Source organism: Curtobacterium sp. MCBA15_004, from assembly GCF_001865055.2.
In the GTDB taxonomy this organism is placed as follows: domain Bacteria; phylum Actinomycetota; class Actinomycetes; order Actinomycetales; family Microbacteriaceae; genus Curtobacterium.
Map to the genome: position 1 here is coordinate 1,341,580 of NZ_CP126266.1, position 13,249 is coordinate 1,354,828.

The 13,249-nt window shown below is 70.2% G+C and carries 14 protein-coding genes; 4 read left to right on the plus strand and 10 right to left on the minus strand.

The features are described from left to right. Positions 1-78 precede the first annotated feature (78 nt). Positions 79-1,020, plus strand: a complete 942-nt coding sequence (locus QOL16_RS06325; protein WP_071282430.1) for an ADP-ribosylglycohydrolase family protein — start codon at positions 79-81, stop codon at positions 1,018-1,020. A 591-nt stretch (positions 1,021-1,611) separates the two neighbouring features. On the opposite strand, the gene QOL16_RS06330 is transcribed toward QOL16_RS06325, so the two are convergent. Continuing rightward, positions 1,612-2,745 carry a G1 family glutamic endopeptidase gene (locus tag QOL16_RS06330; protein ID WP_083394886.1) on the minus strand — a complete coding sequence of 378 codons (1,134 nt, stop codon included), beginning with the start codon at positions 2,743-2,745 and terminating at the stop codon, positions 1,612-1,614. Positions 2,746-2,888: 143 nt separating this feature from the next. Between QOL16_RS06330 and QOL16_RS06335 the strand changes: the two genes are divergently transcribed. Next, complete coding sequence (locus QOL16_RS06335; protein WP_254780155.1) at positions 2,889-3,293, plus strand: hypothetical protein; 405 nt, start codon at positions 2,889-2,891, stop codon at positions 3,291-3,293. Positions 3,294-3,523: 230 nt separating this feature from the next. On the opposite strand, the gene QOL16_RS06340 is transcribed toward QOL16_RS06335, so the two are convergent. The 4 genes from QOL16_RS06340 to vsr all read right to left on the minus strand — a co-directional run bounded on the left by QOL16_RS06340 (position 3,524) and on the right by vsr (position 5,523). After that, positions 3,524-4,003: a DUF4395 domain-containing protein gene (locus tag QOL16_RS06340; protein ID WP_071282436.1), complete on the minus strand. Its 480-nt coding sequence runs from the start codon at positions 4,001-4,003 to the stop codon at positions 3,524-3,526. Next, positions 4,000-4,461, minus strand: a complete 462-nt coding sequence (locus tag QOL16_RS06345; RefSeq protein ID WP_071282438.1) for a thioredoxin family protein — start codon at positions 4,459-4,461, stop codon at positions 4,000-4,002. The genes QOL16_RS06340 and QOL16_RS06345 overlap by 4 nt, the downstream gene beginning before the upstream one ends. A 70-nt stretch (positions 4,462-4,531) precedes the next feature. After that, positions 4,532-5,050 carry a DUF5336 domain-containing protein gene (locus QOL16_RS06350; protein WP_065962681.1) on the minus strand — a complete coding sequence of 173 codons (519 nt, stop codon included), beginning with the start codon at positions 5,048-5,050 and terminating at the stop codon, positions 4,532-4,534. Continuing rightward, entirely contained in the window at positions 5,047-5,523 is a 477-nt protein-coding gene (vsr, locus tag QOL16_RS06355) for a DNA mismatch endonuclease Vsr (protein WP_071282440.1), read from the minus strand. The genes QOL16_RS06350 and vsr overlap by 4 nt, the downstream gene beginning before the upstream one ends. A 185-nt stretch (positions 5,524-5,708) precedes the next feature. On the opposite strand from vsr, the gene QOL16_RS06360 reads away from it, so the two are divergent. Next, complete coding sequence (locus QOL16_RS06360) at positions 5,709-5,927, plus strand: DUF1653 domain-containing protein (RefSeq protein ID WP_254780157.1); 219 nt, start codon at positions 5,709-5,711, stop codon at positions 5,925-5,927. 57 nt (positions 5,928-5,984) lie between these two features. Here the strand turns inward: QOL16_RS06360 and QOL16_RS06365 are convergent, their stop codons facing one another. From QOL16_RS06365 to QOL16_RS06385, 5 genes are all read right to left on the minus strand, one after another. After that, positions 5,985-6,581 carry a hypothetical protein gene (locus QOL16_RS06365; RefSeq protein ID WP_071249348.1) on the minus strand — a complete coding sequence of 199 codons (597 nt, stop codon included), beginning with the start codon at positions 6,579-6,581 and terminating at the stop codon, positions 5,985-5,987. Between the two features lie 65 nt (positions 6,582-6,646). Beyond that, the gene (locus QOL16_RS06370) at positions 6,647-8,098 is read right to left on the minus strand and encodes a hypothetical protein (RefSeq protein WP_071282443.1); all 1,452 of its coding nucleotides are present in this window, start codon (positions 8,096-8,098) and stop codon (positions 6,647-6,649) included. Continuing rightward, a complete protein-coding gene (locus QOL16_RS06375; RefSeq protein WP_071282445.1) occupies positions 8,095-8,355 on the minus strand; it encodes a hypothetical protein in 261 nt (86 codons plus the stop codon). The genes QOL16_RS06370 and QOL16_RS06375 overlap by 4 nt, the downstream gene beginning before the upstream one ends. 10 nt (positions 8,356-8,365) lie before the next feature. Next, positions 8,366-9,100 carry an ABC transporter ATP-binding protein gene (locus QOL16_RS06380; RefSeq protein ID WP_175473033.1) on the minus strand — a complete coding sequence of 245 codons (735 nt, stop codon included), beginning with the start codon at positions 9,098-9,100 and terminating at the stop codon, positions 8,366-8,368. A gap of 41 nt (positions 9,101-9,141) precedes the next feature. Beyond that, positions 9,142-9,396 carry a hypothetical protein gene (locus QOL16_RS06385; protein WP_065962691.1) on the minus strand — a complete coding sequence of 85 codons (255 nt, stop codon included), beginning with the start codon at positions 9,394-9,396 and terminating at the stop codon, positions 9,142-9,144. Positions 9,397-9,506: 110 nt separating this feature from the next. On the opposite strand from QOL16_RS06385, the gene QOL16_RS06390 reads away from it, so the two are divergent. Continuing rightward, a complete protein-coding gene (locus QOL16_RS06390) occupies positions 9,507-13,115 on the plus strand; it encodes a TM0106 family RecB-like putative nuclease (RefSeq protein WP_071282449.1) in 3,609 nt (1,202 codons plus the stop codon). Positions 13,116-13,249: the final 134 nt, after the last annotated feature.

The window sequence follows — 13,249 nt, forward strand, 5'->3', positions numbered from 1 at the left end:
TTTACGCGTACTTGCGCAAACCGCGACCGCATGGCAGGGTCGGGTTCACGCGGAATCGCGCAAACCAGGGAGGCGCTCATGGACACAACGACACACGACCGCGCGATCGGCGCGGTGCTCGGCTCCGCCGCGGGCGATGCCCTCGGCGCCGGATACGAGTTCAAGCCCGCGGTCCCGGAACCCACGCCGATCCGCATGACGGGCGGCGGCTCCTTCGGCTGGGCTCCGGGGGAGTGGACAGACGACACGAGCATGGCCGTCCCGATCCTCCGTACCCTCGCCCGCGGCGGCGACCCCGCCGACGAGTCCTCCCTCGACGGCCTCGTCGCCGCCTGGGCGGCGTGGGCGCAGACCGCCCCTGACGTCGGCATCCAGACACGCAACGTGCTCACCGGCCTGGAGGCACGCACCGCCGCCCACAGTCGCGCTGCGGCCCGGCAGGAACACGAGTACAAGGGCCGGTCCGCCGGGAACGGCTCGCTCATGCGCACGGCCCCGCTGGTGCTCGGTTACCTGCGGGACGAGGACGATGAGGAGACGAAGCTCGCCCAGGCAGCGCGTGCGATCAGCGACCTGACCCACTTCGAGGCGGACGCTGGCGACGGCTGCGTCCTCTGGTGTGTCGCGATCCGGCACGCGGTGCTGACCGGTGAGCTCGACGTGCTCCGAGGGCTCGAGCTGCTCGACCTCGACCGGCGCCAGCTCTGGGCGGAGCGACTCGTCCGCGCCGAGCACGCCGAACCGGTCGACTTCACCGACTCGAACGGCTGGGTGGTTTCCGCGCTCCAGGCCGCCTACGCCGCCGTGCGCGGGAGCTCGAGCCTCGAGGACGCCCTCGTCCGCGCGGTCCGCACCGGCAACGACACCGACACGGTCGCCGCGATCGCCGGAGGCCTCGCCGGGGCGTTGTACGGAGCGTCCGCGCTCCCGACCGAGTGGCGCGAGCTGCTCCACGGGTGGCCGGCGCTGCGTGCGGACGACCTCGTCGCCCTCAGCGAGCAGGCCCTCGCCGCACGGTGACGTGAGTCAGAGCTGGGTCGGAGGATGCCATGGGGGGATCCTCCGGCTCGGCTCCCAGTGCTGCGCTGGAGACGGAGTGACGCGCCGACGATGGCACGGGCGGCAGACAGCTCACACCCGCCGTCGGAGCGCCCAGCGCACGGACGGGAGGCACGGATCACCCTGTCAGCGCGACGTGCGCCTTGCAGGTGATCCGGGCCTCCCGTCCGACTGCCGGACGTCATCCGGACCGGCGGCCGTCAGACGCCGCGGCTTCGCGGGCAGAACACGCTCGCCCCGACCAGCCGAATGGAGAGCAGGCAACCGAGGCAGACGTCGAAGACGGCGTTGAGGAGCGTGGCAACCGGCGCAATCGCGGCACGGACGCGCAGGAGGCCGTCCAGGGATGCTGAACGGCGCGTCGACGCTCTTCGTCGACTGGCGCGAGCTGCTCCACGGGTTGCCGGCACTGCGGGCAGGCGGCGCGGACTTCCTCAGCGAGCAGTTCCTCGCCGCGTGCTGGAGCCACCGGCTCCGGCGCCGGACACTTCGTTGGGGACGTGTCCGCCGCCGGGGCCGAACCGGCGAGTGCGTTCGCGGAACGCAGTCGATTCAGCAGGTCGTGCCGGTGTCCTTGAACGTGATCGAGAAGTCACCCGTGGACCCGAGTGACGAGACCGAGTCCAAATAGGGCGTCCCGCCATTGCACTGGGTCATCACGTCCTTCTGCAACACCGTGTTCTGCGTCGGGCCCGAACCGAGGTTGTAGGCCGTGGAGCTCGTCCCCGCGCCGTTCTCGAGTGCGAACTGGTTTCCGCTCGTGGGAATGGTGCCGAAGGGTTCGAGCATGCTGATTCCGCCGTTGTACCCGTGCCGTTCCAGGATCCACTCGCCCTGTTGCGCAAGCGTGGAGACGTTGCCGGTCATGTCCTCGACGCCCGAGACGCACTTCTTCTCGGACTGCGAGCAGATTCCCCAGTAGAGCGCGTTCTGCGTCGCGCTGAAGATGGCGTAACTGGAGACAGCATCCCCACCGGCAACCGTGTAGTTCTTCACGATCTGTTCCTGCTCGTGCGGGTACACCTCGTAGAACCCGTATGTACCGCTTGGACCGATGCCGAGCGCGCCCGGGCCGCTGTAGGAGACCGTGCCGGCTTGCAGCAGCGAGTCGGTCGTGTTCGTGACCTTGTGGCCAGAACCGATGCCGACCCACTGCGACACACTCAACTGGTTCACGCCGTGGGTCGGAGCCGGCGGAGACGGAACGATCCACCCTCCTGAGACGCTGGAGTAGTACTTGTGGTCGTAGTCGACGCCAACGCGTTCGTACCCGGACCAGTTGGTGTAGTAGCCGGTTGTGCTTGCTTGCGACAGGGTCTTCGCGCCCGCCGACGGCGAGGCTGCAGGCGTGACCTGCTGTGGTCTGCTCGCGGGCACCTGAACGCCGCAGTCCATCTTCTGGACCCACGTCGGGTTCTGGGCGAGGATCGCCGTGACGGAGTTGGGCACCTGCGCCGCGAGCGAGGGGTCTGCAGCGAGATCCGCTGGTCGGAACAGCGCTCGTGCGCCGTGTTCGGCAACTGCCGTCGGGTTGGGCGCGAGCGTCTGCATGTCCCCTGCGCAGCCACTGGACGCTTGGATGCGCGGCGCTGCAACAGCGGGGTTCGCGGCGTTTGCGGCACTCACTGGTACGACGACGAACGCAATCGTCGTTGCCGCGACCATTGCGGCGATCACTTTCTTCATGTGCTTTTCCCCTCGCGAAGGCACCCTGCCCCCCCTGGCAGTCAGTGTTATCGCCACGGTACGGAACGAGACAAGAGATCCGAGATGAGAACCGTTACAGAATGGTTCACGCAGCGCAGCTTGCTTGCCGTAGCGTTCTCGACATGCGTTCGGCACGGGGAGTCGCAGCCGCGATGGCAATCAGCGTTGTTCTGATCGGGAGCATTTCTGGGTGCAGCGTTTCGGGCTGCAGCGGAGCGCGGCAATCGACAGCGAGCGTTTCGGTCGACGTGACTGCCTGGTCGTCGGCCCACCCGGGGCACACCCTGTCCGTCTGTCTCGACACCATGTGCAAGGACGTCACCACGATGGACTCGATCACGGCTTCGTCGTCCGAACCATCTGGCCATGCCTTCGCGATCAGGGTGACCGACACCACCAGCAAGCAGGTGGTCGGCCAGGCGACGTCGCGTCTGTCCGAGGGGCGGGAGGAGACAGCATGCGGGGACGTGTCGTACCCGACGGGCACGGTCACCGTCGAGGGTGATGGACGCCTGAGCATCACGTGACGCTCATGCGTCGACGCGGGCTGAGATGACGCGGACAGGGGCGAGCTGCTCACGGCAGGCGCGATGGCGTCCCGCCTGCTGAGCGCGATGAACCGCTGCGGCCAGCTGGGCCCGTCACTGCTCCAGGTGCACGGACGGGAGGCACGGGTCACCCTGCCAGCGCGACGTGCGTCGCGAAGGCGATCCGCGCCTCCAGTCCGACTGCCGACCGCCCTGCGGACCGGCGGCCGTCAGGCGGCGCTGCGCCGCGGACGGAACACGCCCGCACGGACCAGCCACACGTAGAGCAGGCAGCCGATGCAGACGTCGAAGACGGCGTTGAGGAACGCGGCGACCAGGGCGATCGCGGCGCCGACCGGTGCAGCGTAGGGGACGCCGACCAGGGCGAGCACGAGGGCGAGCGCCGTGATGACGAGGCCGACCTGCTGTGCGAAGGTCGGGGGCTCGGGGGCCTCGAGTTCGGCGGGCGGTGCGAGCCTCGGGCGGACGAACCGGCGGAACAGCGCGCCGTAGGGGTGGCGACGGATGCCCGCGATGCCGCCGATCGCGAAGAACACGACGATGACGGTCAAGAGCGCGACGCCGACGACCCACGTGGCGGGCACGAGGGTCAGCACGATCGTCGCGGCGAGGAGCACGGTCGTGATCGCTGCGCCGAAGCGGGGCGAGCGCGGGTCGATCCCGCGGGCGGTGTCGTTCGTGGTGGTCATCGGGACTCCCGGGTTCCGGCGGTCAGGACGGTGTCGAGTGCGGCGGCGAGCTCCGCGGGTCTGGGCGGTCCACCGAAGCGGGTGCGGACGCGGCGGTCGGCGTCGAGGAGCAGGACGGTCGGGGTCTGCATGACGTCGAAGCGGCGGGCGAGCTCGGGGCGTTCGGCGAGGTCGACCTCGATGCGGCGGACGCCCTCGTGGCGGCCGGCGATGGCGTCGAGCTGGCGGCGGGTGGCCGGGCAACGGGCGCAGGTCGGCGTGGAGAACTGCACGAGGGTCGCGACGGGGCCGTACTCGGCGGCCGGAGCGAGGTCGTCGGTACGGGGCCCGGTCGCTCCTGCGCCCCTGCTCGACGGCGACGTGCGTGCGCGGCCCGTGCGGTGCCGGAGGAGCACGCCGAGCGCGGTCGCGAGGGCGAGCACCCCCACGAGCACGGCGACGGCGATTCCGACGGTCATGCCGGCACGGTACGCCGAGCCGGTGACGGTCCGGGGAACGTGTCGCTCCGTGACACGAGCAGGGTCGGGATCAGTCCGGGACGCCGGCGGCTTCGCACTTCGCCCACTGCTCGGGGCGGTGCTGCGCGAGCCAGGCGGTGAACTCGGGGAAGCCGCGGTTCGTCGTGTAGACACGGAACTGCTGCTTCCGGTTCGCGTCCCAACCGACGACGCTGATGAACGTCATGCCGTTGCCGCTCCGCTGCTTCTCGAAGCGGAGCGTCTCCACGGCGGTGACGTCACGCCGACGCTTCCGACCCCAGCCGCGCCGCACGTCGTACCGCTCGTCGTACACGGTGATCCGGCTGCCGCAGAGGATCGCCCCGATGGGCAGCGCCACGATGCCGGCGCCGAGGAGCATCGCCGGGATCGGGCCGCCGAGGTCCGGCGCGACGCTCGACTGCACGACGGCGCCGAGGAACCCGAGCACGAAGGCGCCGAGGCCGAGCCACAGGATCAGTGTCGAGCCGGCCCACGACCGTCGCACGATGAACTGCGGCTTCGCAGCACCCTTCGTGACGGTCCCACCCCAGGTGTTGATGTCGCTCATCGTTCCCCCTCCGTCGGACACCGTACCGGGCCGTCGGTGCGCGTGTTCCAGCCCACGACGGCGGCCCAGCGGTCGAGGGCACGTTCGACGCGGTCGGCGGTCTCGGCCGGGTCGTCGTGCTCCCACGCGCGGACGACGCACCAGCCCTCGGCGACGAGGATCGCCTGGTTCCTCGCATCGCGCTGCTGGTTCGCCAGGAGCTTGCGACGCCACAGCTCGGCGTTCGCCTTCGGCAGGTGCGTGTGGTCGGTGCAGAAGTGCCAGAAGCAGCCGTCGACGAACACCGCCACGCGGGCGCGTGGGAACACCAGGTCGGGGCGGACCCTGCAGCGGGCACTGACCGGGCGGTCGACGAAGAACCGGCGGCCGCGGCGGTGGAGCTCGCGGCGGACGGCGAGCTCGGGGGCGGTGTCGCGGCGGCCGAAGCGGGCCATGTGCCGGCGGCGGGCGTCGTCGGCGTCCCAGCGGTCCATGGTCCGAGGGTCCCAGCCGTGCCGTCACCTGTGGGTGGAGGGCGGGCGATCTGTGGACGGTTCATCGCGCTCGCCGCACCGGGCGAGCGCCTGGTCGGTCGTGCCGGTCGTGTCGGTCGTGCCGGTCGGGCCGACCGCGCCGGCCCGGCCCGTCGCGCTCGTCGGGTCCGGCTAGCATCGGCCCGGTGAGCAACGACGTGACCCCCGGCCGGTACCGCCACTTCAAGGGCGGCGAGTACGAGGTGGTCCTCGTCGCGAAGGACGTCGAGACCGAGGAACCGGTCGTCGTCTACCAGGCGCTCTACGGCGAACGCGGGCACTGGGTTCGGACGCTTGCCGACTTCACCTCGTACGTGTCGCGCGACGGGTACGAGGGGCCGCGGTTCGCGCGAACGGATCCATGAGGCACGGGCGACGACCGCCACCGCCCGGTCAGCTCGCGGCCCCTCACCTTCCTGACGTCACCGCCGAGTGCGCATCCTCCCGACAGCATCGCGGAGATTCGCCCCGTCTCCGGTCGGAAGCGCGAGTGTCGCGAGATGACCGGCGCCGATGGCCCCCAGGGCGATCGCCGCAACCGGGTGAGCAGCGACGAGCATGAGCGTGACACATGCGACCACAACGGCGCACGGGCCGGCGGTGACGACGATGACCTCGCGAACGGGAGCAAGTCGGGGACGCACGATGTGCGCGAACCCCAGCTGAGCGACCACGTGCACGTGCGGTCGGCTCCGAGAAACGACACCCAAGGCCACGAGGTGCCCGAACTCGTGGCAGATGTTCGTCGCGATGAGCAGAGCGACGAGGACGAGCGGTGCGGACGTCGTCGAGGCTGCGGTGCTGGCCACTGCGACCGCCGCGGCGAGCGTCAAGGGTCCCGAGGCCGACGCGATGAGCAGGCCTGCAAGCGAGAGGGAGATCCGGGCGCTGATCGCTGAGCCGGACACGCTGACGGCCCGGCCGAGGAATGCGTGCCGCACCTTGGGCCCCGGCAGAACGAGGAACCCGTTGTCGACAGCAGCCGAACGGTGTGACGAGGTCGACACCGGCACCGTCACGCCGAATCCGCGGCATGCGACGCCGTCAGGCACCGAGGTGCAGCAGGACGCCAGCCGTGAACCTGTCATCGCGATCGCGTCAGGTTCTGGACTGCCAGGAGGGCCGCAACGACGAGCAGCGACGTGATGAACGCGGTGACGAGGAGTCCCAGCTGTTCGGACGTCTCGCTGATGTGCGTGGTGAGCCCGACGGACCCCATCACGAGAACGGTGGTCACGACGAGAGCGACACTTCCCGACAGCGGCTGAGCATCGCTCCAAGGAACGAGGGCTCCGGCCAGTGCCGCGGCGCTGAAGAGCAGTGCACCGCGGAGGGCCATCCCCGCGAGGTCGTCGACCTGGATGAGCCCGAGCCAGAGCGCCCCGCCGGAGAGCACGGTCCAGACGACGCAAGCAACAGCCACATGCGTGATTGCGGCGGGCGCGACCCACCACCGTCGATCCTTTCCGAGGGGAGGCCCGACCCAAGCCGTCGGGAGCGCCCGCCCCGGCGCGAACATGATGATGGCGCATCCTGCAGCGGGTGTGGCTGCCGCGATCGCGCTGCGCAGGTACTCGGGCAGGGCAGGCGGAAAGGCCCACGCGACGACGGCCAGGAAGCACGTTGCGCCTCCCACTGCGAGGAGGGTCTGAGGAGCACGGATCAGCATCAGGAGATGGGCCGCCAGGACGCCGAAGGGCCCGCCGACGAACCTCGAGGTCGGGAGCAGGGCTCGGCCTGGAGGAGAAGCTTTCACATCGGGTAGGCGGCTGGCTGCCCAGACGACAACCGCAGCTGTCGCAGCAGCGGTCCCGAGCAACACCCAGGCGAGAGGATCCCCCGGCACGACAGCGACATCTGCGGTGAGACCTGCGAGCGTCGGGACGGCAGCGGCTCCAGTTGACGCTGGAGAGAGCACCCCGGGGCCGAAGATCAGCAGCGCGGCGCTGATGGCGACCGCTCCGCTGACCGCTGAGGCGATCGCGCCGGGCATCCGCAACAGCCGCCGGCAGGCGCCCGTGACGACCTGGAGGGTGGTCTGCGCAATCGCCACGACCACTGACATGCAGACGAACAACGCGATCAGGAACCGAGCTGACTGGGCGACGTCGAGGATGTGGAGTGCCAACAGCATCGCTGGCATGCTCAGCGCGAGCGAGCCGAAGGCCGCAAGGCCCGCGGCGGGGATCGCGGTGCCGATCGACCGCGCACTCCTGGTCACGGGCAACGAGCAGAGGAGATGATCGAAGGACGAGCGGGCAGGCGTCGCGAGTCCGAGGATCACGGTCACCAGCGCTGTGCTCAGGAGCGAACCGGAGGTGGCAGTCTCGACCATGAGCCGGGCGATGCCGTCCGGGACCTGCTGCGTCAGTGTGGAGACCGTGGCGAGGCCAAGCGCTGTACCGAGCGCCATCGCACTCACACAGATCGCCGCAACACCTGTCAGCACCCAACGACGGCTGATGTCGAATGCACCGGCGAGTTCCGCGATCCAGATCAGACTCGTCGTGCGCGCGACCGTCTTGATCTGCTTCACCGATCACGCCGTCGACGCTGGCCGGTGAGCACGTAGATGGCCGCAGTCCCGAAGACCACGAGCGCCAAGCCGAGCCCGTTGGGGCTGAACTCGATCGAGGGAAGGCCGTTCTCCTCGCCCACCGTGGCAGAGAAGACCAGCGGGACCGCAGAGGGCGAACCGGTCGTCGCCGCGATCATGATCGTCGCGACCATCAGGAGGAACGCAACTGCGACACCCAGCACGAAGCCGACCGTCGTTCTCACGATTGTTCTCATGTCATTCCGTTCATCGTGGGGCGAAGAGCGCGCGGAGCCGGATGTCGCGAGTCGAACGCGCTGATGCCCGCTGGGTCTTCTCCGAGAAGCAGCGTCCGAGGGACCCGTGTTCCAGGACGATCTCCCGAGTGCTCCCGTGCACCACCGTCTCGCCCGCGTGGAGCATGGTGATCTGATCGCAGTGCGCTTCCGCTCGCAACAGGTCGTGTGTCGCCATCAGCACCGCGCCGCCCTGCCCGGTGAAGAGCTCGATGCAGCTCCGCAGCACTTCGCTGGTGTCCGGATCGAGGCCTCGGAAGGGTTCGTCGAGGATCAGCAGGGAAGGTCTGTGCATGAGGGCACAGATCAGCTGGACCTTCCGCTTCATACCGTGCGAGTAGGAGGACATCGGTTTGTCCAGTGCGCTCCGCACGTCGAGCACGTGCGCGAACTCCAGCGCGCGAGCTGCGTCGTCTCGTCGGCGGAGCGAATCGTGCAGTCCCAGGTACTCACGACCGGTGAGGGCCAGCGGCAACGGGAGATCATCGGGAGCGAGACCGAACCGCGAGCGGGCTGCGGCCCGGGTCACAGGGATCCCCTCGTGGAGGACGACCCCGTGGTCCGGATCGATGATCCCCGTCATCACGTGGAGGGCGGTGCTCTTGCCCGAACCGTTGGAGCCGAGGAGCCCGTGGACCTGACCCGCGTGCACGGAGATCGAGAACGTGCTCAGTGCCACGCGGCCGCTGAACGCCTTCGTGACCATGCTCGCTTCCAACACGGGGTTCACGGACCCCTCGGTGGCGTTCACTTGCGGCAGTAGGCCTTCCACGTGCCTCCGGCGCTGAAGCTCGGCATGTCCATCGCGGGGTACATGCCCTTGTTCTGGCAGGTGATCCACCACGCGGTGACCAAGCCGACCGCGAGGATCAATGCGATCGCGATGAGCACCAGCACGACCACTCGATCCTGCTTGAGCGCGAGCCGCTGGTGCGCGGCATCGATGCTGCCGAGGAGAGCGGACTGTGACTGGACTGCTCCCGTGAGCACGAGGTTCGACATGAACCACCCCTTTCATTCGCGCCGACCGTAGCATCTGAGACTTCACATGTGAAGGCCTCCGTGATGGCTGCAACTAAGCTCTCCGAGCAGCCACTGACGAGGGGGAACGCATGCAGATCCGCACCGACGGGCAGGTCCTGCTCAGCCCGAGCGACCTCAGCACGTGGGCGACCTGCGAGTGGGCGTTCCTCCGCCGCCTCGACGCCAAGCTCGGTCGCGGCGGACCCCTGCCGGACGAGCACGACGACATGCTCGAGCGCACGGCACGCCTGGGGGACCAGCACGAGCTCGACTACCTGGAAGTCCTCAAGCGGTCCCACGACGTGGTCGAGTTCGAGCGCCCCGCCCCGCCCGACTACGCGACCGCCGCAGCCGCGGCACGCCGGGCGTTCCAGGACGGCGCCGAGGTCCTGTACCAGCCGACGTTCTTCGAGCCGCCGACGCCCGGGCACCCGGGGTTCATCGGTTTCGCGGACTTCATCCTCCGCAATGACGCCGGCGAGTACGAGGTCTACGACACCAAGCTCGCTCGGCACGCCAAGATCAGCGCCCTGCTCCAGCTCGCCGCCTACGCGGAGCGGATGCAGGCGCACGGCATCCCGACCGGCCGCCAGGTGCACCTCGTGCTGGGCGACCGGACGACCACCACGCACGACCTGGGCGACATCGCCCCGGTGTACCGGACGCAGCGCGCTGAGCTGGAGCGGGTCGTCGCCGAGCGCCTCGACGCCGTCGACGAACTCCGCTGGGGTGACCCTCGGTACTCCAGCTGCGGCCGCTGCGCGATCTGCCAGACCCAGGTGCAGCAGCACCGCGACCTGGTCCTCGTCGCCGGGATGCGCCTGGACCAGCGGACGAAGCTGATCCGGCAGGGGGTGCGGACGATCGACGACCTGGCGGACCGCACCGCGGCCGTGCCGGGCTTGTCGCGGTCGACGCAGGACCGGCTGGTGCGGCAGGCGCGCCTCCAGACCGAGACCGAAGCCGGACAGGACGCGCAGCGCGGGGTCGGCCGACCGACGAAGCCGCGCTTCGAGGTCCTCGATGCCCGCGCGCTCGACGCGATCCCGGCACCGGACCCGGGCGACGTGTTCTTCGACTTCGAGGGCGACCCCCTGCACACCGAGGACGGCGTGCACTGGGGCCTCGACTACCTGTTCGGCCTGGTCGACGACCGCGCCGAGTTCACGGCGTTCTGGGCGCACACGATCCGCGACGAGCGGCAGGCGCTCGTGGACTTCCTGGCGTTCATCGCCGAGCGGCGCGAGCAGCACCCGGACATGCACGTGTACCACTACGCGGCGTACGAGCGGACGCACCTCCTGTCCCTCGCCGCGCGGCACGGGGTGGGCGAGGACGCGGTCGACGACCTGCTCCGTGCGGGCGTGCTCGTCGACCTGTACCCGGTCGTGCGCAAGGCCCTCGTGGTCGGCAGCCACAGCTACTCGATCAAGAAACTCGAGCCGCTCTACATGGGCGACGACCTGCGGACGAGCGACGTCACGAACGCCGCCGACAGCATCACCGCCTACGTCGAGGCCATCGACGAGCGCCGGAACGGGGACCCCGCCGAGGGGCAGCGGATGCTCGACCAGGTCGCCGACTACAACGCGTACGACTGCCGCTCGACCCTGCGGCTCCGTGACTGGCTGCTGTCGCTGCGGCCGCCCCGCGCCGAGGAACCGGTCGACGAGACGCTCCTGCCCCCGATCCCCGTCGAGCGCGAGCCGAACCCGGTGTACACCGCGCTCGCCGCCGAGATCGCGGACGTCGACCCCCTCGACCGCGACGCCGACCAGACGGCGCTGGCGCTCGCCGCAGCGGCGATCGACTACCACCGCCGCGAGGCGAAGACGTTCTGGCAGGACCACTTCGACCGGCTTCGCAACCCGGTGGACGACTGGGCAGACACCCGGGACGTCCTCGTCGTCGAGCGAGCGTCCGTCGAGCGCGACTGGGGCACGCTGCCGCGTGCCCGCGCGCAGTCGCGGGACGTCCGATTGTCGGGGACGCTCGCGCCCGGTTCGCGGATCCGGACGGGAGGCACGCCCCACCTCGTCTACGACGACCCGCTCCCGCCGTCGGTCACCTCTCCGGGCCCGGGCTCGAAGGGCGCGTCGGCTCGCGCGGTCGTGCTGGACGCGTGGGACGACGGCGACACGTTCGAGGTGCTGGTCAAGGAGAGCCTGCCGGTCGGCGGGGGAGCGCCGCACGACGCGTTCCCGGTCGCCGTCGCCCCGGCTGCTCCGCCCCGCGCGAAGCCGCAGCCCGAGGCTATCGCCGAGTGGGGACGGGAGGTGCTCGACGCGTTGCCGTCGATGCTGCCCGACCCGGCCCTCGACCTGCTCCGCCGGGTTCCGCCGCGGGGGGCGCTCGCACCGCTGGACGGCGACGAAACGGTCGGCGCCGTCGTCACGACGCTCCTCGGGCTCGACCGGTCGTACCTGGCGATCCAGGGACCTCCCGGTACCGGCAAGACGTACGTCGGGTCGAACGTCGTCGCCCGACTCGTCCGTGAGCACGGCTGGCGCGTCGGGGTCGTCGGCCAGTCCCACGCCACGTCGGAGAACTTCCTGTCCGCGGTGGTCCGGGCCGGGGTACCGGCCGACCGCGTGGTGAAGGTCCCGAAGTCCGGTGCCGAGGACGACCTCGAGGCCGCCGCGTGGACGGCCGTGAAGAACAACGCCGCCGTCGCCGCGTTCCTGTCCTCGTGCGCCGAGACCGGCACCGGGGGCGTCGTCGGTGGGACGGCGTGGACCTTCGCGAACGAGGGCACGATCCCACGGCGCTCCCTCGACCTGCTCGTCGTCGACGAGGCCGGACAGTTCTCCCTCGCCCCGACGATCGCGTCGTCGATCGCCGCCACCCGCCTGCTCCTGCTCGGCGACCCGCAGCAGCTGCCGCAGGTGTCGCAGGGCTCGCACCCGGAGCCGGTCGACCAGTCGGCGCTCGGTTGGCTCGCGGACGGTGAGCACGTGCTGCCCGCCGAGTTCGGCTACTTCCTCGCGCGCACCCGCCGCATGGAGCCGGCGCTGACCGCGGCCGTCTCGGGCCTGTCGTACGACGGGCAGCTCGCGTCCATGGTGTCCGGCCGGCACCTGGACGGCCTCGAGCCGGGCGTCCACGCGGTGCCGGTGCTGCACAGCGGCAACACGACGTCCTCCGTCGAAGAGGCCGAGCGCGTCGTTGCCCTCGCCCGGGATGTCGTCGGACGCTCGTGGACCGACGACGACGGGATCACCCGGGACCTCACCGACGAGGACGTCATCGTCGTCGCGCCCTACAACGCCCAGGGAGCGGTGATCCGTGCGGCCCTCGACGCGGCTGGGCTCCGCGGAACGCAGGTCGGCACGGTCGACATGTTCCAGGGGCGCGAGGCCGTCGTCTCGATCACGTCGCTCGCGGCGTCGAGCGCGGCGGACATCCCGCGCGGGCTCGACTTCCTGCTCATGCCGAACCGCTTGAACGTCGCGTTGTCGCGGGCGAAGTGGGCGGCGTACCTCGTGTACTCGCCGGCGCTCACCACGGGGTTGCCGCCGTCGATCGGGGGTCTGTCGCTGCTGTCCCGGTTCATCGAGCTCGTAGAGCCGTCGTGGCCGGACCAGGATGCCGCAGGGGCAGGGGCAGGGGCAGGGGCAGGGGCAGGGGCAGGGGCCGGTGCCGCGCTCCCGTCGTCGTCACGGTTGTCGTCCGGCGAGGACCCGGTTCCGCAGGGGTAGACCGCCACCGATCGGTGACGTTCTCGGTGCACGATCCCCGGCGATCGTGCACCGAGAACGTCACACGCCGCGGTGATCGACACGTCGTACAGCGGCACCACCCGAACGTGGGCTGTCCTCACGATCAAGCACCG